At 65.0% G+C, this 22,617-nt stretch carries 21 protein-coding genes and 1 pseudogene; 8 read left to right on the top strand and 14 right to left on the bottom strand.

The genetic code is table 11. The features are described 5' to 3' along the window. Positions 1-4: 4 nt before the first annotated feature. The 5 genes from GMOLON4_RS04055 to GMOLON4_RS04045 form a co-directional block, all read right to left on the bottom strand. Positions 5-1,360, bottom strand: a complete 1,356-nt coding sequence (locus GMOLON4_RS04055) for a hypothetical protein (RefSeq protein WP_146137586.1) — start codon at positions 1,358-1,360, stop codon at positions 5-7. A gap of 176 nt (positions 1,361-1,536) precedes the next feature. Beyond that, positions 1,537-2,037: a hypothetical protein gene (locus GMOLON4_RS04050; protein WP_146137585.1), complete on the bottom strand. Its 501-nt coding sequence runs from the start codon at positions 2,035-2,037 to the stop codon at positions 1,537-1,539. 72 nt (positions 2,038-2,109) lie between these two features. Continuing rightward, positions 2,110-2,343, bottom strand: a complete 234-nt coding sequence (locus GMOLON4_RS16380; protein ID WP_407648553.1) for a helix-turn-helix domain-containing protein — start codon at positions 2,341-2,343, stop codon at positions 2,110-2,112. Positions 2,344-2,352: 9 nt separating this feature from the next. After that, entirely contained in the window at positions 2,353-2,961 is a 609-nt protein-coding gene (locus tag GMOLON4_RS16375; protein WP_407648552.1) for an AraC family ligand binding domain-containing protein, read from the bottom strand. A 23-nt stretch (positions 2,962-2,984) separates the two neighbouring features. Then, the gene (locus GMOLON4_RS04045; protein WP_156892063.1) at positions 2,985-3,266 is read right to left on the bottom strand and encodes a hypothetical protein; all 282 of its coding nucleotides are present in this window, start codon (positions 3,264-3,266) and stop codon (positions 2,985-2,987) included. Between the two features lie 87 nt (positions 3,267-3,353). Here GMOLON4_RS04045 and GMOLON4_RS04040 point away from each other — a divergent pair. Continuing rightward, a protein-coding gene (locus tag GMOLON4_RS04040) for an IS3-like element ISGmo1 family transposase (RefSeq protein WP_156892064.1) occupies positions 3,354-4,543 on the top strand; the annotation gives its coding sequence in 2 pieces (ribosomal slippage) (positions 3,354-3,612 and positions 3,612-4,543; 1,191 coding nt in all). A gap of 16 nt (positions 4,544-4,559) precedes the next feature. On the opposite strand, the gene GMOLON4_RS04035 is transcribed toward GMOLON4_RS04040, so the two are convergent. The 7 genes from GMOLON4_RS04035 to GMOLON4_RS04005 form a co-directional block, all read right to left on the bottom strand. Then, entirely contained in the window at positions 4,560-5,441 is an 882-nt protein-coding gene (locus GMOLON4_RS04035; protein ID WP_051267331.1) for an MFS transporter, read from the bottom strand. 256 nt (positions 5,442-5,697) lie between these two features. Then, complete coding sequence (locus GMOLON4_RS04030) at positions 5,698-6,762, bottom strand: DNA-methyltransferase (RefSeq protein ID WP_051267329.1); 1,065 nt, start codon at positions 6,760-6,762, stop codon at positions 5,698-5,700. Between the two features lie 311 nt (positions 6,763-7,073). Continuing rightward, positions 7,074-7,970 (bottom strand): helix-turn-helix transcriptional regulator, encoded by an 897-nt coding sequence (locus tag GMOLON4_RS04025; RefSeq protein ID WP_169516542.1) that lies wholly within the window; start codon positions 7,968-7,970, stop codon positions 7,074-7,076. A 230-nt stretch (positions 7,971-8,200) separates the two neighbouring features. Continuing rightward, positions 8,201-9,409, bottom strand: a complete 1,209-nt coding sequence (locus tag GMOLON4_RS04020; RefSeq protein WP_265415402.1) for a glycosyltransferase — start codon at positions 9,407-9,409, stop codon at positions 8,201-8,203. Further along, positions 9,396-10,142: a patatin-like phospholipase family protein gene (locus GMOLON4_RS04015; RefSeq protein WP_051267326.1), complete on the bottom strand. Its 747-nt coding sequence runs from the start codon at positions 10,140-10,142 to the stop codon at positions 9,396-9,398. Before GMOLON4_RS04015 ends, GMOLON4_RS04020 begins: the two co-directional genes overlap by 14 nt. A 36-nt stretch (positions 10,143-10,178) precedes the next feature. Continuing rightward, complete coding sequence (locus GMOLON4_RS04010; RefSeq protein ID WP_265576769.1) at positions 10,179-10,727, bottom strand: TetR/AcrR family transcriptional regulator; 549 nt, start codon at positions 10,725-10,727, stop codon at positions 10,179-10,181. A gap of 143 nt (positions 10,728-10,870) precedes the next feature. Then, on the bottom strand, positions 10,871-12,031 hold the full coding sequence (locus GMOLON4_RS04005) for a thiamine pyrophosphate-dependent enzyme (RefSeq protein WP_245575546.1): 1,161 nt from the start codon (positions 12,029-12,031) through the stop codon (positions 10,871-10,873). A 189-nt stretch (positions 12,032-12,220) separates the two neighbouring features. Between GMOLON4_RS04005 and GMOLON4_RS04000 the strand changes: the two genes are divergently transcribed. Continuing rightward, complete coding sequence (locus tag GMOLON4_RS04000) at positions 12,221-14,521, top strand: MMPL family transporter (protein ID WP_026937719.1); 2,301 nt, start codon at positions 12,221-12,223, stop codon at positions 14,519-14,521. A gap of 221 nt (positions 14,522-14,742) precedes the next feature. On the opposite strand, the gene GMOLON4_RS03995 is transcribed toward GMOLON4_RS04000, so the two are convergent. Beyond that, entirely contained in the window at positions 14,743-15,360 is a 618-nt protein-coding gene (locus tag GMOLON4_RS03995) for a TetR/AcrR family transcriptional regulator (protein ID WP_169516541.1), read from the bottom strand. Between the two features lie 209 nt (positions 15,361-15,569). Here GMOLON4_RS03995 and GMOLON4_RS03990 point away from each other — a divergent pair, with 209 nt between their 5' ends. Then, complete coding sequence (locus GMOLON4_RS03990) at positions 15,570-16,652, top strand: Zn-dependent alcohol dehydrogenase (protein ID WP_026937717.1); 1,083 nt, start codon at positions 15,570-15,572, stop codon at positions 16,650-16,652. A 192-nt stretch (positions 16,653-16,844) separates the two neighbouring features. Continuing rightward, the gene (locus GMOLON4_RS16370; protein WP_051267322.1) at positions 16,845-17,135 is read left to right on the top strand and encodes a winged helix-turn-helix transcriptional regulator; all 291 of its coding nucleotides are present in this window, start codon (positions 16,845-16,847) and stop codon (positions 17,133-17,135) included. Positions 17,136-17,368: 233 nt separating this feature from the next. Here the strand turns inward: GMOLON4_RS16370 and GMOLON4_RS03985 are convergent, their stop codons facing one another. Further along, positions 17,369-17,713 carry a nuclear transport factor 2 family protein gene (locus tag GMOLON4_RS03985; protein ID WP_026937716.1) on the bottom strand — a complete coding sequence of 115 codons (345 nt, stop codon included), beginning with the start codon at positions 17,711-17,713 and terminating at the stop codon, positions 17,369-17,371. Between the two features lie 70 nt (positions 17,714-17,783). On the opposite strand from GMOLON4_RS03985, the pseudogene GMOLON4_RS03980 reads away from it, so the two are divergent. The 4 genes and pseudogenes from GMOLON4_RS03980 to GMOLON4_RS03965 all read left to right on the top strand — a co-directional run. Then, positions 17,784-18,005: pseudogene (locus tag GMOLON4_RS03980) on the top strand (MMPL family transporter); the annotation flags it as partial. 482 nt (positions 18,006-18,487) lie between these two features. Further along, complete coding sequence (mobF, locus tag GMOLON4_RS03975) at positions 18,488-19,576, top strand: MobF family relaxase (protein ID WP_265576768.1); 1,089 nt, start codon at positions 18,488-18,490, stop codon at positions 19,574-19,576. After that, positions 19,516-22,026, top strand: a complete 2,511-nt coding sequence (locus GMOLON4_RS03970) for an ATP-dependent DNA helicase (protein WP_265576767.1) — start codon at positions 19,516-19,518, stop codon at positions 22,024-22,026. Before mobF ends, GMOLON4_RS03970 begins: the two co-directional genes overlap by 61 nt. A 202-nt stretch (positions 22,027-22,228) precedes the next feature. Beyond that, on the top strand, positions 22,229-22,585 hold the full coding sequence (locus GMOLON4_RS03965) for a hypothetical protein (protein WP_035733657.1): 357 nt from the start codon (positions 22,229-22,231) through the stop codon (positions 22,583-22,585). Positions 22,586-22,617: the final 32 nt, after the last annotated feature.

Raw genomic sequence — 22,617 nt, 5'->3', positions numbered from 1 at the left:
TCTGCTACAAGCTCCGGCCAGGACCACGGTCTGACGTGGGTCGTTCGGGGCCGTCCGGGTCCGTGTCCAGGTGTTGTTCTCGTTCGGCGAGCAGCTCGCTCAGCAGTGCCCCGCGTTCGAGTCTGGTTAGGGCCTGCTCGGGAGAGCGAATGTCCGAGGGCGTGGCAGCAGTCCGCCCAGTTTCGAGGACCGCGGCGTTGATCCGTTCAAGGACTGTCGCCGGGTCGTGTTGTTCGGTGTCCTGCTCCAGGATGCGGGCGATCTTGTTCACGACAGCGCTGTCGTGCTCGGCGGGTGGGAACGCCGCCGACGCCGTCACCTCATCCCCGACCGGGACGCGGCCCACGACGAGACGGAACTGGCCTTCTCCGTTGATCCCGGTCGCGTCGTACACGCCCGGCGGCATCCACTCGTGCGCTTCCGACGCCCGCCCCGCATAGAACTCGGCCCCAGAGGGGTCGTCAGGGTCGACGACGCGAATGTCGGGGTCGGCAGCGAACAGCATCGCCTCCAGTTCCTCCCGCTCCCGCCGGTCCAACAATGGTCTGCCTTCCCCGGCCTTCTCCCGCTCCATGAGCACTCGGAGGGTCTGCTGGGCGATCAGATCTGACGGCACCCACTCACGGTGAAACCGCTCCGGCAGGAACATCATCCGCGGACCACCCTCCTCCACGAGTCCCTGTAGCGCGTGTTCGCGGTGGCGCGCAGTAGCGGTGAAGTCGAAGCGCCACTGGGCGTGGTCGGATCTGAATCGCATGTCCTCGTACTCGCCCTCGAACGACGGGGCGACCGTGACGAGATAGTCCTCCTTCACCGGCTCCACTGGCAACTGCTCCCGCTCCAGCAGATCCACGAGGCCGTCACGGACCCGCTCGGCCCGCTCCACCCGTTCCAGCGTGTCGGGGAGACGGGATGCTTGCACGGCGAGCGAGAGACACTCGTCCCGCCACCGCTCGTGCGCATCCTCGAATGCTCCAGCGTCGGGTGTGCCGTCCGGGAGGAGGAAGTCACCCGTGGCCGGTTCGGGTGGGAACATCTCCGCCACGATCTCCGGGATCCCCGACTCCTCGAACGCCTCCCACCCCGGCAACGGCACCGCTCGCGCGGCGGGCGGAGCCGCGGGTACGGGTATCCAGGAGCGAATGTGTGAGACGTCGTCACCGAACTCCTCACCAAACACCCGGTCTCCGTCCGTGCGGAGCTGGTCCGGCGGGCCAGCGACCTCCTCGAACAGCACCTCATCAACCATGTGCTGCGCTCCGGCCTGGGTGCGGGCGAGGACATCGAACTCAACCACCACTCGATGCGGGCGCGGTGGCTCAGGCGAATACCCCAACGGCGGGATCGTGATGTCAGACATGATGAAGGACTCCATTCATAGACGGATAGGCGGAAAGAGAACCGCACACGAACGCTCGGGTGTCGACGGTGCTGTTCCAGAGGTACGCACAGGTCGACGCCAAGGTCGAGGCGTCCCGCTGATGACGCGTCGAAACATCAAGAACATGCGCCGAAACGTCAAACCCCGCGACCAGGTCAGCGCGCGAGGTGTCGCCCTGACGACCGGCCAGCATCAGTGCTCGGCGACGAGTCAGGGGTGAGGGTTTCTTCGCGTTCCTGCAGCGCGTGCTGCAGATACCGGTTGACGGCCGTGTGGTTCGTCCCGTCCGCGCCACCCGTCATGGGCACGTGGTGGAACGAGTACGCTGGGTGCGGCGTCGCCTCCCGCAGCGCCTCCAACCACGCATCCACGTCCTCGGGCAGCACCCAATCCTGCGGTGGTGGATTCGACTGAAGGAACTCCGTCGCCCCGGCATATGCCTCGGAGTCTTCGAGCGTCTCGTGGATCGTGATCGCGACCACCCGCGCCAACACGACCGGGTTCCGGTCCGCGATCACTGTCGGATCGACCTCCGGGTCGTCGGTCCAGACGATCACTCCGAGAAACAAGACACCCGGCGGCGGGCTCACCCTGCTTCGGTGTCTCGCAGCGCCCGCGCCGGTCAATGCTGCTGGTTCGCTTGGGTCGATGCTCATGATCGTTCCTTCCCTGAGGTTCGCCGCGCACAATCGCGCGGTCGGCGCACCTGTCAGGTAGGAGCAGCGAGGTCAGGAATCTGCACGTACAAGCGCGGCTCCTCCGTGTGTGCGCCGGTAGTGCTGCGGGCTCACTCCGTGGATGCTGCGGAATGCGCGCGACGCATGGGCGGGGTCGGACCAGCCGACGTGGCGAGCGATGGTCTCGATGCTGTCCGTGGTGGAGATCAGCAGTTCGGCCATGCGGTGCGCCCGCTGCGCGCGAAGATATCGTGCCGGGCTCGTCTGAACGTGTTGCTGGAACAGCCGCGACAGCTACGACACAGATATCGCGCAGATCTCAGCCAGTGCTCTGACTGTCCAAGGAGCGTCGAGATGCTTGTTCAGGAGGACTGTCGCTTGTCGGATGACGTCAGACTCCCAAGTCCTTCCTTCGTCTTGCCGGCTAAGGAGCGCGATCAGATGGATCGCGTACGACAGCCGACGGGACGTGGGGACTGCACGGTGTTGCCCGTCCAACAGGGCACGCATCAGGGCGTACAACTGCGACCAGCCAGACGGCGTCAGATTGACAGGGACCGGCGCTGACTCTCGGAAGAGAGCAGGGAGCGCGAGCTCGTCTCTGACGTCAAGCCACCGTGCGTTCTCGCGAAGGAACCGCTCATCGATGTACGCCGTCGACGTCACAACCTGACCTAATGGATGTCCTGAGTACCAGTGCCCGGCAGGAAGAAGCACCGCGCCACCTTCCGCGATCGTGAACGCCCCCGCCTCGTGAGCAAGCATTGTCGTTCCACGGGTGACCACGATGAGTTTCGTGACGTCGTGTCGGATCCGCTGGGTAGCGGCCGCATGCGTTTCTTGCCTCACATGGAGCGGGAACCGTTCCCCATTGAGGCTTGCTGTGCGCGACACGTGACGCATCGCGACATCCATGCCCGTTCTTCCTATCGGACCAGAACTCGGCGGGTTGTTGTCCGGACCCACCAGAGCGGCAGGGCGAGTGCGACCAGGAGGGCGCTGGTGAGGGGTACGCCCTGGGTGCCGTTGAGGTTGAGGGCTGCGCCGCCGGCGATGGGGCCGATGATCGCTCCGAGGTTGAGCGCTGTGGTGGAGAACGCTCCCGACATCGTGGGGGCGGCGTGCGCTTCGGCCATGACTCGCGCGACGAGCGCGCTGCCCACGGTGAAGGACAGTGCGCCCTGCGTGAATGCCAGGATCCACATCACGACCGGGCCGGTAGGGGCGAGCGCGAGTTGGGGTGTGACACTTGGGGTAGACAGTCGTTACCAGGAAGTTGAATGAACGACATGACCATGAAGAAACCCCGCCGTCAGTTCACTGACGAGTTCAAGGCCGACGCTGTGCAACTCGTCATCCAGGGACAGCGGCCGATCGCGCAGGTCGCCCGGGAGCTCGAGATTAACGAGTCTTCTCTGGGGTACTGGGTGAAGAACTACCGGCAAGCCAACCCGGACCCGCAGACGGCGCCTGCCCCGGTCGACGCCGCGCGATATGCGAGGCTCGAGGCGGAGAACCGTCGTCTGGCAGAGGAGAACGCGTTCCTGAAAAAAGCCGCGGCCTTCTTCGCGAAGGAACAGCGGTGAGCGTGAAGTTCCAGCTGATCCACGAGGAGAAGGCCCACCACACGATTGGCCTGATGACACGCCTGCTGAAGGTGTCTCGGGCTGGCTACTACGCCTGGGCGAAACGACAAGGCACCACCACGCCATCTGGTCGCCGACGCGATGAGTTGGCGGCGTTGATCAAGCAGATCGACGAGGACAAGCAGCAGACGTACGGGTTCCGGAGGATGCTCCACGAGCTTGCCCGCAGGGGTGTCACGGCCTCGGCGGGCCTGGTGCGGAAGCTGATGCGCCAGCTCGGTGTGCACGGGGTGCAGCCGCGTGCGTCGAAGCGGACCACGATTCCCGCACTCGACGCCCAGGACCGTCCGGACTGGTTGCGCCGCGACTTCACCGCCGAGCAGCCAGGGCAGCGGTTCGTCGGTGACATCACGTATCTGCGCACCGGGGAGGGATGGCTGTATCTCGCGACCGTGATTGATCTGTACAACCGTGAAGTGGTGGGGTGGTCGATGGCTGATCACATGCGCGTCGAGCTCGTCAGCGATGCCCTCACGATGGCGCATACCCACGGTCGTATCGGTGAGGGTGCCGTGTTTCACTCGGATCGCGGCTCGGTCTACACCTCGGCTGCCTATGCCGAGCTTGCCGAGCAGTGCCAGGTGAAGCTCTCGGTTGGGCGGACCGGGGTGTGCTGGGACAACGCCGTCGCTGAGAGCTTCTTCTCGATGTTGAAGAACGAGATGTACCACCGGCAGGCTTTCGCCACCAGAGGGCGTGCGAGGTTCGCGGTGATGGAGTACATCGAGGTGTTCTACAACCGTGGCAGGCTCCACTCAACGCTGGGATATCGCACCCCTGTCGAGGTCCGCCACGCATACGAACGAAACACAGATCATCAGAACGCGGTCGCGGCCTGATCCACAAGAAGAGTGTCTACAAAACTTGACACAGCCCAAGTATCAGCCAGCCGGTGAGCAGGAGCGGGCTGGCGATCGAGATCAGTGGTCGCCAGTGGCGATCCCCGAACCGGCCCGCCAGGGTGACGCCGAAGAATGCCCCGATGCCGAACAGTGCCAGGAGGACAGGGATGGCGCCGGTGCGGAGACCGGCCTGTGCTGTGGCGATCACGGCCAGGTAGGTGAATGTGCAGAACGTCGCAGCGTTGACCAGGATCGCCAGGATGATGGCGAGTTTCAGCGGGCGCCGGCGCAGCACGGACAGTTCTGTTCCCAGCGTTTGTGGGGCGATGGTGGTGACCGTTGCGGGTGCGGGGCGGGTCGGTGTCGCTATGAGCACGGCGGCGAGTGCGGGCAGGCAGATGAGCGCTATGGCCCACAGCGTCGCCCTCCAGCCCCATGCTTCGCCGATGAGGGATCCGAGAGGGACACCGGCGATGAGTGCGAGTGTGGTGCCGCTGAGGATGACGGACACCGCGCGAGCCTGACGGTCGGCCGGAACGATACGGGTGACGGTCGCCAGGGCGACGGCGAGGAAACCCGCGTTCGCCAATGCGGCGATGATGCGGGTTGTCACGAGGATGCTGAAGCTGCTGGTGATCGCGCCGCCGATATGAGCGATCACGAACACGGCGAGGAAGCCTGTCATCGTCCATCGTGGTGAGAGTTTCCGGCCGAACGCGGCCATCAGCGGCGCGCCGATGACCATGCCCGCCGCGAACGCGGAGGTCAGAAGGCCGGCTTGGCCGAGTGAGACGCTGAAGTCGGCGGCGATCGCGGGTAAGAGGCCGGCGAGGACGAACTCGGAGGTTCCCTGAGCGAAGACGGCCAGGGCAAGGAGATACAGCAAGAAGGGCATGAGCGTGCTTTCCGAAACATAACAAAAGGAGTACGGGCGCGTATGGCACGACCGGTGTTTCGGATGCGCAGGCTCACAGCGGCACGCTCAGAACGCGCGCCGCACGACGGGGAGGACTAGTGCATCACGGGCTACCGGCGCGCCGGCAGCCCCGACTTGTCTGTTTCAGGAGACACCATGCGTCCAAGATTACCGGAACGTGCCCTGACCGGCGGCATGTTCCGTCCCGCTCGCTGAGAGAGCTCTTCGTCGGTGTTCACCAGTGCATCCGCGACCTGATCAACGGAACGTACGACGCGTCCTTCTCGACTCCTACGACGCGATAACCCCCAAGCGCCGCCGCCTCGACTGTCGTCCCCGATCCAGCGAACGGCTCCAACACGACCCCGCGAGGCGGGGTGACGAGAGTGATCAACCACCGCATCAGAGCCAGCGGCTTCACCGTCGCGTGCGAGACCCCGAATGCCCGGGGTCGTTCTGCGGCGTTGGGCTTGTGGTCGAAGCGGAAGATCGGAAACTTCCGAGACAGCGACTCGCCCTGCCACGTCCCCGTCAACACATCCAGCGCATCGGCCTGTCCCGGGTCGAAGGCGACGTTCGTGGGCCACCGGTCGTCGGCGAACCTGCCGCCGTCGATGTTGAGCCCGCCGACACCGTGCTGAAGGACGTTGCGGACGACGTTTCCTTCGGGTGGTTTGCGGGCGATGATGATCGGCTCGAACGCGGGACGCAGCGCCGTGCCCCACCCCTCCCACCATGCCGCGTCCTCGGTCACCGGGGTTCCCTTCGATAGGACCGTGCGGGTCGCGCCGAGCACCCCGTCGTGATCGGTGGTCTGCACGATCCGGTCGGTGCGTTGCATGCCGTGGTGCTTGTCGATGGCGTGCGAGAGGTCCATTGATTTGGGCATCCCGGTGGTGTGCAGCCAGGCAATCTGGTCGCGAATCTCGAACCCTGCGTTCTCGATCCCGCGCACCATCCGGTGCCAGGTGCGTGCACCACCGAACGCTGCAACATACGCACCCGGCTTCAACGCGTGCAATGCTCCTGCAGCCCACGCCGTGCACCACGTCTCAAAGACCTCCGGCGCACTCATCGCACTGGTGTCGATATGCGGAAGGGACTCCCGGAACCCGGAAGCGTCATCCCAGTTCTGCCCGTTGAAGCTCAACCCGTACGGCGGGTCGGTGACCAGGGCGTCGACGCTCGCTTCCGGGAGGAGTGGGAGGAGCTCGACCGCGTCACCGAGATAAAGCGTCGCCCGGTCATCGGCGAATACGGGCTCCGGGAGTTCGGCGGGCGGCGGGGTAGGGTCGGGCATGACGGGGCTCCCTGCTGTTCGGGGCCTGTTCGCGCTCGTGTGCGACGAACTGGCTCACCCAGCAGGTACGGGCCACACCGACGAAGCCGAGGGCACACAGCCCCAGCGTCGACGCCGAGCGAGAGTCAATCCCAGCGGGCCAGATCTGAGCTCCACGAGGTGTCTGCGCTTCGCTGATTCCCCGTGCCAGATTTCTCCCTCACACGATCGGCAATCAACGACAGACGATGACGAATCGCGTTTAACATGATCTCGTCACATGTTGGCTGGGCGGATCTCGACTGTTGATCCAGCGTCGTTCCGCCCCCTTGTCACCAGGTCGTCGAGATATGCGCAAGATGGTCCTTGCTGCGGTGGAAGCCTGCGAATGCGCGGGGTGTCACTCCGTATCGCTGTTTGAACGCCCGTGAAGCGACGGCCGGGTCGGTCCATCCGGAAGCGGCAGCGGCCTCGCCGACGCCGGACCTGGCCGTGGCGAGTAGTTCAGCCATCAAGTCCGTACGGAGTTGGCGTAGAAGCGCGGCCGGGGAGATGCCGACATGTTTACGAAACAGCCGCGTCAGTTGCGATGCCGACAACGAGACCTCCCGAGCCAGATCCTCAATCCGCCAAGGGCGGGCAAGGTCAGAGTGCAGGAGCGCGATCGCTGCAGCAATTTCCTGCCGTGGCGGCGCGCCAGTGGGGTATGCCAGCTCTGAGCTTCGTGAAGAGGCGCCGGTGAAGCGCCCGACGACGTCGAATAGTTCGGATGTGGTCGTCACCAGGGCGAAGTCGTTGAACGGACTAGTAACGTGCGATCGCGCGAGGCGCACGAGAATCGGGGTGAGGTCTCGCATCGCTGGTGGCTGCAACTGTAAGGATTGCAGCGGTAGATCGCCTTCTAGGGCGCGATGTAAATGATGCACGAGCGGGTGAGCCGCTGGTAACCATCGCAACTGATCGCTCAGGTATTGAGGATGAATGTAGAGCGTCACCGTGCGCAAGTGGGCGGTAGGGACCCCTCGGGCCTCGACGCCTGCTGGGAAAGTTACCACGCTTCCCGAGTCCAGGAAGACCTCGCCTGCGGGCAGATAGACCCTTGCCCATCCAGAGATCGTGAAAATGATCTTGATCGCGAATGCAGTCACCGGGCCCGAAGGGCGCCATGCGATCTGCTCCCGCACGCGCAGTGGGATTCCCTGTGAGCCGAACAAGTGCTCTTCAGACATGAGCATAAGAGTTCCGAGCGCTTTGGATGAGCCATCCCATGCCAGTTGCAGTTGAGGATTGCGGCTCAGCCCCGCTATGGCATCGGGAGCCCGATCTGTTTTCCGCTAAGGCCGATGACACGAGGGGCCGTTGGGTGAGTCCTCGACGATAGCGATGCTTTGCCTCGATGCTGCGGATCATCAGTTGCATTAGCGAATGCGCAGTTTACGAGACGGGTGGGCGCGACGGCTCACGGGGCACCGCTCGCGATACTCGGAGTGAGCGTGTCATAGAGCTTTTCGTAGTGGGTGATGATCGTGGCGGCGTCATGTTTACGCGCGCGAGCGAGGGCCGCAGTACTGAGTCGGAGGTAGCCGTCATCGTCCGTGGCGAGGATCCTCTCGATGCGGTCGGCGAAGTCGTGGGCGTTGTGCGTGGGCACCCGGTACCCCTCGACCCCGTTGCTGACGAGATGGGGAAGCGCCATGGCATCGGCGGCGACGACCGGTGTGCCGGAGGCGAGCGCTTCGAGGGTGGCAATGCTCTGCAGTTCGGCCGGCGATGGCATCACGAACACTGTTGCGGCATGGTGGATCGAGACCAGTTGCTCGTCGGTGACGCGCCCGTGGAACGTGACGCGTCCGCTGATGCCCAACTGTGCGGCTTGGGCGCGGAGCGCGCCGCTCTCGGATCCGCGCCCGACGATGTCCAGGTGCGCGCCGGTGCCGGGAGGGATCAGGGAGAACGCGGTGAGGAGCGTGGTGAGGTTCTTCTCCGGGTCAAGGCGTCCGACGAACAGGACCCGCGCATCAGCGGGCTTAGCGGTCTTGGGTGTGAACCTGGTGGTGTCGATGCCGCACGAGATCGGATGGATCGGGCTGAGCCCGGTGTGGCGTTCGAGGTAGTCGGCGGCGATCGGGGTGGGGATGGTGACGATGTCAGCGCGCGTGTAGGCGGTGGTGGCTAGGTTCCATCCGAATCTGGTCAGCCGCGGATGCAGGCGTTTGGGAAGACCGCTGAACTCGACGACGTTCTCGGGCATGACGTGGTTGGTCGCGACGATCGGGATACCGGCCTGCTCTGCTTCGATCGCGAGCCCACGGCCGATATCGATGAAAGACTGCAGATGCACGACCGCAGGGTGCGTCTCTCGCAGAATCCTTCGCACCTGGTAGCGCACTTCCCACGGCGGGGCGAAACGAAGCCAGTCATGCAGAGGCCACCGCACGCTGCGCAGCCGGTGCACATGGATGGCCTGGCCGTCGATGATCTCGACACCCGACGTCGACCTCATCGAGGTGGCCGGGGCGACGACGTGCACCTCGTGACCGCGCCGGGCAAGACGCACAGCATGGTCACGGGCGAAACGAGCAGCGCCATTGATGTCCGGCGGAAAAGTGTCGACACCGATCAGCACGCACATCCGACGGGAAGACTCCAGGAGGTCAGGCAGCACCACGTTGGCTCGTTTCATTCAGCGATAGAGCCTCGTGGGCGGCGTCATAGCCGGCTCCGATGAGACGGGGGACATCGACGCGCGACCATTGCGACATGCCAGTCAGGTCAGGTCGGATGACCAGAACGCCTGCTTCGTATTCAAGTTGTGCGACGTTTGCCGCATCCGGGACGATCTTGAGACGGTCCCATTCCGGGCGCAGCCGAACGCCGATGACGTGCGTGGCTCCGAGGTGTCGGGCAGCGCGGATGGGCAGATTTGCTGCGAGCCCGCCATCAACCAGCATCCGTCCGTTGTGAGGGATCGGAGGGAAGATGCCGGGTACGGCGATACTGGCACGCAGTGCTGCTCCCAACGGGCCGCGGTCGATGATGACTCCGGTTCGCGCTGCGGGATCGGTGGCCACGGCGGCGAATCGACGTGGCAGGTTCTCAATATCGGGCTCGTCGCCGATCCGCGCGATGGTATCCAGCAGAGCCGAACTGTCGAGCAGACCGAATCTGGGACTGATCGACAGCCGCCCGAACGTCGACCACGTCGCCTCGCGGACCAGCTGTTCGATGCGTTTGACGGGAAGCCCCGCCGCATACGCCGCGCCCACCAGAGCTCCGGCGCTCGTCCCGGCGATCACGCTAGGCCGGATGTGTCGCTCTTGGAGGGCCTTGAGCACACCGACGTGAGCGGCACCGAGTGCGCCGCCTCCGCCGAGGGCGAGACCGAGCACGTCTGCGGACATGGCGGTGACCTTTCTGGGAAGGGTTGGTATTGCGGGTTACTCGGGCAGCGGCTGCGCGAAGGCGGGGTTGAGGCCGTCCAGCAGCAGACTCACGTATCTACGGGGGGATCCGTCTTGCAGGGCGCTGAATCCGGCGGCGACCAGCGTGATCAGCGTCGGGATATCAGCCGGGCGCAGATCGGGGCGGAGATTCCCGGCCTCCTGCGCTCTGCGTACCGCGCCCTCGATCTGATCCCCGTTGCGATGCAACAGCTCACGTGTCGCTTCGGCGATGTCGCCGACGGATCCGGCGAGCCCGCCTTCGCGCCCGAGGATCAGCAACAGCCGTTCGGCCATGTCCAGCAGTACCTCACGCGGCGTATCCGAGCGCTCAAAGCGTTCCAGTAGCGGCTTCAGCTGCTCATCGAACAATTGGTCGTACACGGCTCGGGCCAGAGACTGGCGATTCGGGAAGTGGCGGTACAGGGTCGCGATGCCCACACCTGCCTCCTGAGCAATCCGATTCAACGTCGCCGAACCTTGCCCAGACGCGAACAGCCGCCGCGCAGCATCCAGAATCCGGGAAACGCTTGCGTACGCATCCACCCGCAATGCCCTACCGGCCATTGATTCATTCCTTTCAGAGATCCATGAACATCTGAGCGACAACCATCGTTTCGATAGTAGACTATCAGATTTGACGATCGGTGGCTGTCATCCCGGTCGAGACTCCTGTCAGACGCGAACTCTCAGTCGTTGGTCTGTAAGAAGGAGGCTTCGTAGGCCTCCAGCCACTCGCGCTCGGCGGTCACGATGGGATGAGGATCGCTGTATACGTGATCGAACATCGACGACGGTGCCGGGTCGGGTAGCTTGAGCAGGCGTTCCCGGACATCCATCGCAGTCGATTCGTTCTCCTGGCGCACCTGCTCGAAAAACTCGTCCGGTGTCCCGTTCGCACGCAAGTATGCCTCCAGGCGCGGAAGGGGATCGCGAGCTTCCCACTGGGCGTGCGTTGCAGGGTCGCGATATTTGGTGGGGTCGTCAGAGGACGTGTGTGGGCCAAGGCGGTAGGTGACCGCCTCGATGAGAGCGGGCCCGCCGCCTGAGCGCACGTGATCCATGACGGTCTTGGTGACCGCGTAGGTCGCGATGACGTCATTACCGTCGACCCGGTAGCCGGGGATCCCGAAGCCACGTGCACGGTCGGCGTAGCTCACGGCGGTCTGTGTGGTGACGGGGGTCGAGATGGCGTATTGGTTGTTCTGAACGAAGAACAGTACTGGCGCGTCGTATGTGCGGGCGAACACGAGCGCTTCGCTGGCGTCCCCTTCGCTCATGGCTCCGTCGCCGATATAGACGATGACCGCCTCGTCATGGGCTTCAGCCTCGCCCGCGGCGCGGTTGAGGTTGATGCCCATCCCGTACCCGACCGCGTGCAGCGTCTGGGCGGCGAGGACGATCGTGTACAGCCTGAACCGTGTCGCCTCGGGGTCCCAGCCACGGTAGGTGTTCCCGCGCAGCACGGCGAGCACATCGACGAAGTCGATGCCCCGTGCCAGTGCCACCCCGTGCTCGCGATAAGAGGGGAAAATCGTGTCCTTCGGGGACAGTGCGTGGGCGGAACCTGTCTGGGCGGCTTCCTGCCCGAAGCTCGGGATCCATAGCGCCAACTCGCCCTGCCGCTGCAGCGCCGTTGAGCCGATATCCAGCCGCCGCGTCAATGTCATCTCGCGGTAGAAGCCGCAAAGCACCTCCACGTTCAGCGCATCCGCGGCCGCACGGAAGGAGGCGACGTCGCCGCTCGGCGCCCACCGGCCCTGCTCGTCGAGGAACCTGACCGCCTCATCGACACCGGTTGTGCTCCCGGCGTCGCCTCCTGCAGCGAAGGCCATCCCGTTGCTTCCCATGCCCCACCTTTCGTCGACCTGATCAGCCGTGTCGATTTGACACGCTCCACGAACTGATACCAGACTATCGAATCGATAGTGCACTACCAACATGATGGATGACTATCGATCCTGGTGGGCTGGTTCGCCTGCTCGTCGTACTGATGCGGCGTCGTCGTACGGCGGTGCCCCTGTGTGGAAGGTGAACGGATGTCGTCGTTGTTGTATCGCTGGGGCAAGACCGCGTATGCGGGGAAATGGTGGGTCAGCGGGTTGTGGCTCCTGTTGATCGCAGGGATCGTCACGTTGATCGTCGTGAACCCGCCGAAGTTGAGCAACGAGATCCGTATCGATGGGACGCCGGCGCAGGAGGTGATCGATGACCTCGCCGATCGGCTGCCTGATGCATCCGGCGGTCAGGGCATCCTCGCGTTCCACTCCACCGACGGGGAGCGCATCGACGAGGGCGAGAACCTCGCCGCACTGCTCGACGCCGTCGACGACGTGTACGGCGAAGCGCATGTCATCGATGCGCGTGAGGTGATGGCCGACGAGATGGCGAAGGGGCCGGACAGTCTGCTGCTGCAGGCATCGGCCGCGATCGGACAGGTGCAGGGCTCCGCGGCGGACGCGGACGCGCCGACGCCGCTGATCGTGGAGCAGATGCCCGTGCCCGGGGTTGTTGTGTCCGCCGACGGGCAGACGGCACTGTTCCAGTTCGCGTTCGACGAGCAAACCTTCGAACTGCCCGAAGGCACCGTTGATGAGACGATCGAGACCGCCGAGTCCGCCGTCGCGGACGAGGACATCGATGTGTTGCCCTCGTCGACGATGATCCAGATCCCCGAGCTCATCGGCATCGGCGAGATCGTGGGGGTCGCGATCGCGGCTCTGGTCCTGATCGTCACGCTCGGCTCCCTAGTGGCGGCTGGTCTCCCTCTTGTCTCCGCGCTGTCCGGAATCGGTGTCGGTGTGGGCGGGGCGTTCGCGATCTCGAGCATCGTGCCGATGCACTCTCTGACCGCGGTCCTCGCCCTCATGCTGGGCCTCGCGGTCGGTATCGATTACGCCCTGTTCATCGTCAACCGGCAGCGCCGCTTCATCCTTGACCAGCGCCTCACCGCACGGGAGGCCACCGCACGCGCGATCGGCACCGCCGGCAGCGCCGTCTTCTTCGCCGGCACCACCGTCGTCATCGCCCTGCTCGCGCTCACCGTCGTGCAGATCCAACTGCTGACCACCATGGCGTTCACCGCCGCCGCCACCGTGATCATCGCCGTTCTCTCCGCGCTCACCCTGCTACCCGCCCTCCTCGGGTTCGTCGGCGAACGCATTTGCTCTCCGAAGGCCCGTCTGAACGCAGGCACCGCACACGAGGCCGGTTCCTCGCACCGCGTCGCGAACGGCTGGTCCGGCTTCCTCGTCCGCAACCGGTACCTCGCCGCCATCGGCTCGCTCGTCATCGCCGGCGTCCTGGCCGCACCCGCACTCGACATGGACCTCGGGTTGCCCACAGGTGCCAGCTACCACCCCGACACCCCGCAGCGGCAGAGCTTCGAGATCGTCGGTGACGCATTCGGCGACGGCTACAACGGCCCCCTCGTCGTCGTCGCCACCTCACCAGACGATGACACCATCCCGGCCACGGATCTCGCGGAGATCTACACCGATCTCACCGACCTCGACGGAGTCACCGCTGTCGCCCTGGGCGGTCTCGACGAGGACGGCACCACCGCGGTGTTCTCCCTCGTCCCCGAGACCGCGCCCACCTCACAGGACACCGCCGACCTCGTCACCACGCTCCGAGACGCCAGCCCCGCCTTCGCCGACGACTACGGCGTGGACATCGGCGTCACCGGGTTCTCCGCACTCGCCATCGACGTCTCCGAACGACTCGCCGACGTGCTCCCCCTGTACATCGCAGTGGTCGTCGGGCTGTCGCTCATCGTGCTGCTGCTGGTGTTCCGTTCCATCATCGTCCCAATCAAGGCCACCGTCGGATTCCTGCTTTCCGTCGCCGCGACCTTCGGCGCGACCACCGCCGTCTTCCAATGGGGATGGCTGCAGCCGATCTTCGGGATGGACGCCACCGCACCCGTGCTCAGCCTGCTGCCCATCATCATCACCGGCGTGCTCTACGGCCTCGCCATGGACTACGAAGTCTTCCTCGTCTCGTCCATGAAAGAGGCCCACGTCCACGGAGCGAAGGGACGCGAATCCGTCACCCGCGGATTCGCGGTCGCCAGCCGCGTCGTCGTCGCCGCAGCGATCATCATGACCAGCGTCTTCGCCGGATTCATCTACAACCCCGAACCCATGATCGCCCAAGTCGGATTCGCCCTCGCATTCGGCATCCTCATCGACGCCTTCCTCGTCCGCATGACCCTCGTGCCGGCCATCATGGCCATATTCGGCGACAAGGCCTGGTGGCTCCCCCGCTGGCTCGACCGCATCCTCCCCAACCTCGACATCGAAGGAGACAAACTCACCAAGCATCTCGACAGGACATGACACCACCGGCCGGGGGTTCAGGGCGAGCCGCCAAACCCCTGGCCGGCCGCATCCCTCGCTACCTCCACGCTCGGGCGCAGCAACGTACAAGCGAGCAGGCTACCTACCGGGCACCCGAACGGCCATGATGAGGGTGCCGGGTAGCGAACCATGTTGTCGCAGAAGCCGTTAACCGTCGCTTGTCGGGTCAAGCGGATGGCTCCCGGCTGAACACGGACCACCTATTTGAGCGGTGCGTCCACCAGCCAGCGTGGCAGGAGGTCGGAGAGGATGTCTATCATCTGCTTCTGCGATCGGCCCGCCGGGTCGACAACCCAGTCCAGCAGCGCACCGATGGTTCCGTTGGCTGTAAAGTCGGCCGCAGTGCGGTAGAAAGCCTCGGAGGCGTCCGGTCGTTCCGTGCGTACCGTGAGTTGCAGGCTCGCGGCGAGATCACTGGTGAAACGCTCGCGCACGCGTTCCGCAGCCGGAGCGGATAGAGCGTAGAGAAAGAACACTCGCTCCGCCAAGACGGCCCGCAGCAGTTCCTCGAGGCCCGCTCGGACGATGCCAGCGCGGCTGAGCGTTGAAGCCGCCCTCCTCTCGATGTCCTTCGCGGCCAAAGAGTCAAAGAGTCGGTCGATGGCTGCGACGGCGACATCGCCCATTGTCGCGAAGTGCGTATAGAACGTGCTTCTCCCGACATCGGCACGGCTGCAGATAGCTGCGACGGTGACAGACCGATCCGACTCGAGCAGCTCTCGACAGGCCCCAATTATTCGCTGCCGGGTGCGCGCCACGCGCGGGTCGGATGCGATGGCGAGCTGCTGCCGGCGACCCTCCTGCTCCGTTGTCTTCACATGCCCATTCTGACTCATGTGCCATTTTATGGACGTCTGTCTATCGGAAGGAGTATCGTGACAAATGGTCCTGGGACGACGTGGAAACAGCACCGAGTTCCGGCAGCGAGGCCCCTGACGCGGGCCGGAGCCGACCGCCGCCGTGTTCGGTCATCGCCCGAACGGCCGCTGGACCAGAACATGTCGATCTAAGAGAGGCTAAGTCAGCTATGAAAGCATCAGTGGTCCGTGAGTTCGGCGGAGGTTTCCACACGGAAGACGTCACGATCTCCGACCCGATCGGTCGCGAGGTACTCGTCCAGGTCAAGGCATCAGGGCTGTGCCACACCGACGAGTTGGCCCAATCCACAAACCTGGGCTTCGACGTGCCAGTGGTGCTCGGCCACGAGGTCGCCGGAATCGTGACCGCGATCGGCGACCAGGTGCGAGACATCGCCATCGGCGACCACGTCGTGGGTTGCCTCGTCCAATACTGTGGCGCCTGCATCCAGTGCCTCACCGGCAACGTCCACCTCTGCCTCCACCCTGAGTCCACCATCCGCGACAATCGGATCATCGACGGGAACGGCCACCAGCTCAACCAGGGCATGGGGCTCGGGGGCTTCGCCGAATACGCGGTCATTCACGAGAACCAGCTCGCCAAGGTCCCGGATGCGCTGCCCTTCCCGCAAGCCGCCCTGCTCGGTTGTGGGGTCGTCACCGGTGCCGGTGCAGTCATGAACACCGCCAACGTGCAGCCCGGCAAGACCGTGGCCATCATCGGCACAGGAGGCGTCGGGACCAACGCGATAAGCGGCGCGGTCATCGCCGGAGCCAGCAGAATCATCGCCATCGATGTCGCCGACGACAAGCTCGCCAACGCGCGCCAGTTCGGAGCGACCGACACCGTGAACTCGCGAGAGGTCGATGCCGTCCAGACCGTCAAAGACCTCACCGGCGGTCTCGGCGCCGACTTCGTCTTCGACTTCGTCGGAGCACCCGGCGTCACTCGCTCCGGGTTCGACATGCTCGCTGCAGGCGGCGGCCTCTACCTGATCGGGGTGCTCGACCCCGCCAACAGCATCGAGGTCTCCTCGTTCGAACTGCTCGGTGCTCGCAAGCGCATCGAGGGTGTCTACATGGGCTCGACCAACCCGAAGCGTGACATCCCGATGATCGCCGAACTCTACCTGCAGGGCCGATACAAGCTCGATGAACTCGTCTCAAAGGAAATCTCGATCGACGAAGTCCAGGAAGGCTACGCATCCCTCCGCGACCCGAAGATCAACCGCGTCGTCATCACAAGCTTCTGACGACGCCGCACACCGCAGCCACGTGGGAGGCGACACCGCTGTCGACTCCCACGAGGGTACCCGATCCCATCTCGACGCAGCGAGTGTTCATCCAGCGCTAACGCGAATCGTCCCCATCGGCGCTCGGCGGCTTCGCACAGTTCCGCGACCGGCTCGGCATCGCCTCCGACGTACGCAGCGCGGCTCGCATCATTGATCGATCACGGCGTCCTGGAGAGGCCTCCGTATCAGGAACCGGGTCAACGCACACGCCACGCCTACGACATCACCCCTGCCGATGAGGAACTGAGGGTCGTCATGGTCGCCATGCAGCAATGGGGCGACGCACACATCCCTCAGACACGGAGCCCGCGCGTTCTGCCCGTCACCATCGACACAGGCGAGCACGTCCGCGCCGGGGTGCTCGATTCGAAGGGCAGGGTCGTGGCGGGGCCGGACGTCGCGTACTTTCCTGCAAGCGTCACCGCGACCGCGTCCACATGAACGCCTACGCCGGCTCAGCGCGGCAGGATCGCGGCGACCTGGTCGCGAACGCTCCGCAACGAGCTCCGGGACGGTCGCCGTGATGTTCACACTGTTGGCGAATTGGAGGAACTGAATGGCCGGGATCGTCGGTCCGCTGCTGATACTGGGGGGGAAGCGGTGGTCGTGATCGTCAACGGCATCATCGCGTTCCAGCGCAAGCGCGACCGGCGCTCCGCGGTGTACCGCTGGGGTCAGTGATTCGGTGGGATGGTGAAGCTGGCGATCTTCCCGCCCGAGAGGGTAAATATCCCGGTGGATTCGCCGTTGAAAACGCGACTGCGCCACGAGAATCTGGTCGTGACCGTGTCACCATCCGTATCGGCGGTGAGGATGGTCATCTGCGCGCCGGCGCCGATCGCGTCCGAGCCTGCCCAGCTGCGCACCCCTTGCGGACCTGTGAGGACGCGTCCCCAGTCGTCGACGTAGCCGTCGTCGGTGAAGCACGCGGCGAACGCGTCCGTGTCGGCGTCGTTGATCGCCGCGACCAATCGCCCGACCGGCTCCGGCAACGCTGACACCTGATCCGCTGTGCTCATGATCGTGCTCCGTCCGTTGTTCGTTGTTGACAGTAGCTCCGTGCCCGTTCTCCCCGACTAGCTTCCGCGGGCCGGATTCATCTACAACCCCGAACCCATGATCGCCCAAGTCGGATTCGCCCTCGCATTCGGCATCCTCATCGACGCCTTCCTCGTCCGCATGACCCTTGTGCCGGCCATCATGGCCATATTCGGCGACAAAGCCTGGTGGCTCCCCCGCTGGCTCGACCGCATCCTCCCCAACCTCGACATAGAAGGAGACAAACTCACCAAACACCTCTCCACCGATTGAGCCCCGCAACCCAAGGGCGCGGATCACAGGCCACCGCCTTCCAGATCCGCGCCCTTGCGCCGCTCGAGAACCGGGCAAGGACGAACGTTCGCGGCCACCGCCGCTATGCCCTCCGGTTCCTCTCAGCAAAAGTCGTAGCGGCAGCTGGGTAAGGTCGAGAGCATGGATGGGATAGTGCTCGCGGCAAGTGTCGTCGTCGTTGATGTACAAGGACGCGTGCTGCTCGTCAAGCGCGCTACTGAGCCGGACAAAGGCCGTTGATCGGTCCCTCGCGGCAGCGTCGAGGCCAGCGAGACGCTGGCGGAATGCGCCGCACGGGACGCTAGCTGGGTCGCGCTCAACGAACTCGACCGTCTCCCGCTGACCACCGGCCTCATCGGCGATCTGGAACGGGCAGGACTCATCCCGACAACCTGAGCCACGCTCTTAAGCCCAACTCACTCAGTCAAACCGGACAAGGCGCTCCGTTATTGGCGGGTCCGGTGGAAAGGGCAGTTGCGTACCTGTCGGGTGTGACGGTGTCCATCAGGGTGATGACGGCCGGTGATGGATACCGGTACCTGTTGAACTCTGTCGTCATTGGCGATGGCGACCGTGACGCCGCTTCTGCGTTGACGAGGTACTACCTCAAGTCGGGAACACCTCCCGGCTCCTGGATCGGTTCTGGTCTTCCTGACTTATCGGGCGGCGTGGCAGCGGGCGCGGCCGTGACCGAGGAGCAGCTACGACGGCTGATGGGGTTCGGGCAGGATCCGAACAGCGGTGAACCGTTGGGGCGTCCGTACCGGAAGTTCGCCACCGCTGCGGAACGTATCGAGCGTCGTCTCGAGAAGCTCTCCGGCACTCTCACCGACGAGGAGTTTGCGGCCCATGCCGCGCTGATCGAGGGTGAGGAAGCTTCGAAGCCGACGAGCGTGCCGGTGGCGGGCTTCGATTTGACGTTGTCAGCCCCGAAGTCTGTCTCGACGCTGTGGGCAGTTGCTGACGGTGGGACGCAGGCGTTGATCGCCCAGGCGCATCACGCGGCGATCCAGGATGTGATCGCGTTGGTGGAGCGTGACATCGCGAGGACCCGGATTGGTGCGAAAGGACCGCGGGGTGCGGTCGCCCAGGTCGAAGTCCGTGGTGTGATCGCGACCGCCTACGACCACTACGACTCGCGTGCGTCTGACCCGCAGTTGCACACGCATGTCGTGGTCGCGAATCGGGTCCAGGCCGTTCATGACGGGAAGTGGCGGACCCTCGACTCTCGCGCGATCCATGCGGCGGTCACCGGGTTGTCGGAGCATTACAACGCGGTCCTCTCCGATCACCTCACCCAGATTCTCGGCATCGGCTGGGAGGCGCGCGAGCGTGGTGTGGGAAGGTCGACGGCGTGGGAGATCGCCGGGGTGCCGCAGGAGCTGATGGACGAGTTCTCTTCGCGCACCCGGGATATCGAGGAGGTCAAGGATCGCCTCGTCGCTGACTACGTGACCAAGCATGGGCGGCAGCCGTCTCCGAAGTTGTTGTGGCAGTTCCGGCAACAGGCCACGTTGGAGACCCGGCCCCGAAGCAGCACCACTCGCTGAGCGACCTCACCAGCGGGTGGCGCGATCGTGCGACCGAGCTTCTCGGGGAGGACGCTCCGACCTGGGCCACCACGCTCTTGGCCGGGAGCGCTGGGGAGCCGTTGCTGCGCGCGGACGACATCCCCCTCGGCGATCTCGAGCAGGTTGCTGAGGTCGTGGTGGCGCGGGTGGGTGATCGGCGTGCGACGTGGAAGCGATGGAATCTTCATGCGGAGGCTGTCCGGCAGACGATGGGACTCCGGTTCGCGTCCGCGGCCGACCGCGACCAGATCACTCAGCAGATCGTCGACGCCGCAGAACGCGTGTCGCTGCGGTTGACTCCGCCGGAGCTCGCGTCGAGCCCGCCGACGTTCCGTCGCCCGGACGGGTCGAGCGTGTTCCGCCCGAAGGCTGCGACTGTGTTCTCGTCTGAACTGGTGCTCGCGGCAGAGGATCGTCTCCTTGCTGCGTCGAACGACAGGAGCGCACCGACCGTGCCGCTCACGTGGATTGAGCAGGCGGCACGGACGAAGAACCGTAACGGGCACGCCCTGTCACCGGATCAGGAGCGGGCGATCGCGAAGATCGGCGTCTCCGCCCGGACGCTCGACGTCCTCGTTGGCCCCGCAGGGACAGGGAAGACCACGACGATGTCCGCGTTGCGGCGGGCGTGGGAGAAACGCCACGGCACCGGCTCCGTAATCGGTCTCGCGCCGTCCGCTGCTGCAGCCGATGTCCTTGCTGGGGATTTGGGGATCTCGACGGAGAACACGGCGAAGTGGCTCCACGAACACCGCAACGGCACCTGGAACCTCAAGGCAGGCCAGCTCGTCATCATTGACGAGGCTTCTCTGGCAGGCACTCTCGCGCTCGACACCATCGCCACCCACGCCCAGCAGGCTGGCGCGAAGGTGCTCCTCGTGGGTGACTGGGCGCAGCTCGCCGCGGTGGATGCGGGTGGGGCGTTCGGGATGCTCGTCCGAGACCGGGACGATGCGCCAGAGCTCACCGACGTCAGGCGGTTCCGCAACGACTGGGAGAAACACGCGTCCCTCGGCCTGCGGATCGGCAACGCCGACGTCATCGACACCTACCTCGACCACGACCGCATCACCCCAGGCGGGTACGAGGACATCCTCGAACAGGCGTACCAGGCGTGGCGTAGCGACCAAGCAGAGGGGAAGGCGTCGGTGTTGATTGCCGAGACCCTCGACACCGTCTCCGAACTCAACACCCGCGCCCGCACCGACCGCATCCTCGCAGGGCAGGTTGCCCTCGATGGCGTCCGGTTGCATGACGGGAACGAGGCCTCCCGTGGCGACCTCATCATCACAAGGCAGAACGACCGCCGACTCGCCCTCGGGCGAGGGTGGGTGAAGAACGGGGACCGATGGACCGTCACTCGCGCGCATGATGATGGATCCCTCACCGTCCGCCGCGCCCATTCCAAATGGCGCACGACCATTACACTCCCTGCCGCGTACGTGAGCGAGCATGTCGAGCTCGGGTACGCGATCACCGCACACCGCGCCCAAGGCTCCACCGTCGACACCGCGCACGCGATCGTCCACTCACCGGAGATGACCCGCGAGTCCCTCTATGTCGCCATGACCCGAGGACGGGAATCCAACCGCGCCTATATCGCGACCGACGAGCGTCACCTCGAGGAGCACCAGCACCGGGACGACCTGCAGATGACCGCCCGGAGCATCCTCTACGGCATCCTCCAGCATGTCGGAGCTGAACAGTCCGCCCACGAGACCATCACCGCCGAGCAGGACGTGTGGGGGTCGCTGGCCCAGTTGGCGGCCGAGTACGACACCATCGCGCAGGAAGCTCAGCAGGACCGGTGGACCGCCCTGCTCGAGCAAGGCGACCTCACCCCAGAGGCGGTCGACGAGCTGGTGGAGACGGAGTCGTTCGGGATCCTCACCACCGAACTCCGACGCCTCGAAGCCGACGGCCACGACATCAACGACCTCCTCCCACGCATCACCCGCGCCGGAAGCTTCGACGGGGTGGAAGATCTCGGGTCGCTGCTGCGCTACCGGATCCAGAAAGTCGCCGCCACCTACCCGCCGTCAGCACGTCGGGTGTCGCTGATCGCCGGCCTCGTCCCGCGCGCGACCGGGATCACCGACCTAACCATGCGCCAGGCGCTCCAGGAGCGGGAGCAGCTCATGCAGCAACGCCTCGACACCCTCACCACCACAGCCATCGAACATCCCGAGCCCTGGATGAGAACCCTCGACGGCATGGCCCCCGAAGCGCGACTGGCGGCGGTGCGGGCGGTGGTCGCGTATCGCGACCGGTGGGGCATCACCTACACCAGCCCCCTCGGACCCGTCCCCAACGATGACGCGCAGCGTGTCGACTACGAACGCGCACGCACATCCCTCGTCAGCCACCAGCCAGACCCGCAGAGCACAGCACCCGAGGCGCAGGAGCGGCGCAGCGGCCGCACCCTGTGAGCACCACGGACCGTCCGAGGAAGGGTTGCTCTTCCTTTGTCACGGGGTCGCCGGTATTCTGATGGTGGCAGGAGCAACCACACGCCGAGCCCCGGATTTCGTTCAGGGGTGACGCAGACCGTTCGAGCAGCGTCTCGGGCACTCAACCACTCAGGACCAGCCACCCCGCGATAGTCCTGCGTGCGAAAGTGAGGCCCACACCATGCTCCTGAACCGGCTCTGGAACGCCAGCATCCACACCCGCATCTTCCTGCGCCGCTGGATGCCCACCAACATCCTCCTCGACAAACTCCGCACCCGGCGCGGCCTGAAGTGGGGCGTGCCGGCGACGCTACTCGGCGTCGTCTACCTCCTCATCGCCGCCACCTGCACCGGACTCATCGACCAGGGCTGGAGCGAATGGCTCTACCTGGCCTTCATCTGGGCACTGTGGAACGGCCTGAAGTTCCTCCTCTTCGGCCCGTGGAGCCTCATCCTGTTGATCCGTGTGCGGACGCAAGAGGCACGCATCCGCAAACGAGACCGCATGCCCTCAGCGCGCGCAGCGCTGTGGCAGTGACGTTCGCACAGCCCGTACCAGCCCGCCTCCTC

The sequence above is a fragment of the Gulosibacter molinativorax genome (assembly GCF_003010915.2).
GTDB lineage: Bacteria > Actinomycetota > Actinomycetes > Actinomycetales > Microbacteriaceae > Gulosibacter > Gulosibacter molinativorax.
Note: the sequence above shows the minus strand (reverse complement) of the source record. Positions and strands in the feature narration are given on the sequence as shown.